This is a genomic window from Streptomyces tricolor, from assembly GCF_002155905.1.
GTDB lineage: Bacteria > Actinomycetota > Actinomycetes > Streptomycetales > Streptomycetaceae > Streptomyces > Streptomyces tricolor.
Map to the genome: position 1 here is coordinate 1 of NZ_MUMF01000572.1, position 517 is coordinate 517.

Consider the following 517-nt stretch of genomic DNA (forward strand, 5'->3'; position numbering starts at 1 on the left):
GCCGGGGACCCCGGCACCGGCCCCCGTGCAGGCCGTACGGCGGCCCCCTCTCAGGCCGTACGGTGGGCCCATGCGTGCCGTCGAGCCCCCGAACGCGACTCCCGCCGACCTGATCGTCACCGGCTGCACGGTCCTCGTGCACGACGACGAGGAGGGGATCGGCTTCCGCGACGACGCCGCGATCGTCGTCCGTGACCGGGTGATCGACGCGGTCACCACGGCCGCCGCCGCGCGGGATCTCCCGGCCGTGACCCGGATCGAGGCGCGCGGCCAGGTGGCGCTGCCCGGCCTGATCAACTGCCATACCCACGCGCCGATGGCCGCCCTGCGCGGGCTCGCCGAGGACCTGCCGACCGAGGAGTGGTTCAACGACGTCGTCTGGCCCGTCGAGAGCAACCTCACCGAGCGCGACGTCGAGCTGGGGGCGCGGCTCGCCTGCGCCGAGATGATCCGCGGCGGGGTGACCTGCTTCGCCGACCACTACTTCCACATGGACGCGGTCGCCGCCGTCGTCGCC

1 protein-coding gene is annotated in these 517 nt (G+C 74.3%); it reads left to right on the forward strand.

From position 1 onward, the window contains the following. Window positions 1–70: 70 nt before the first annotated feature. On the forward strand, window positions 71–517 hold a 447-nt coding region (locus CCN44_RS33830; protein ID WP_143650142.1), incomplete at its 3' end, for an amidohydrolase family protein.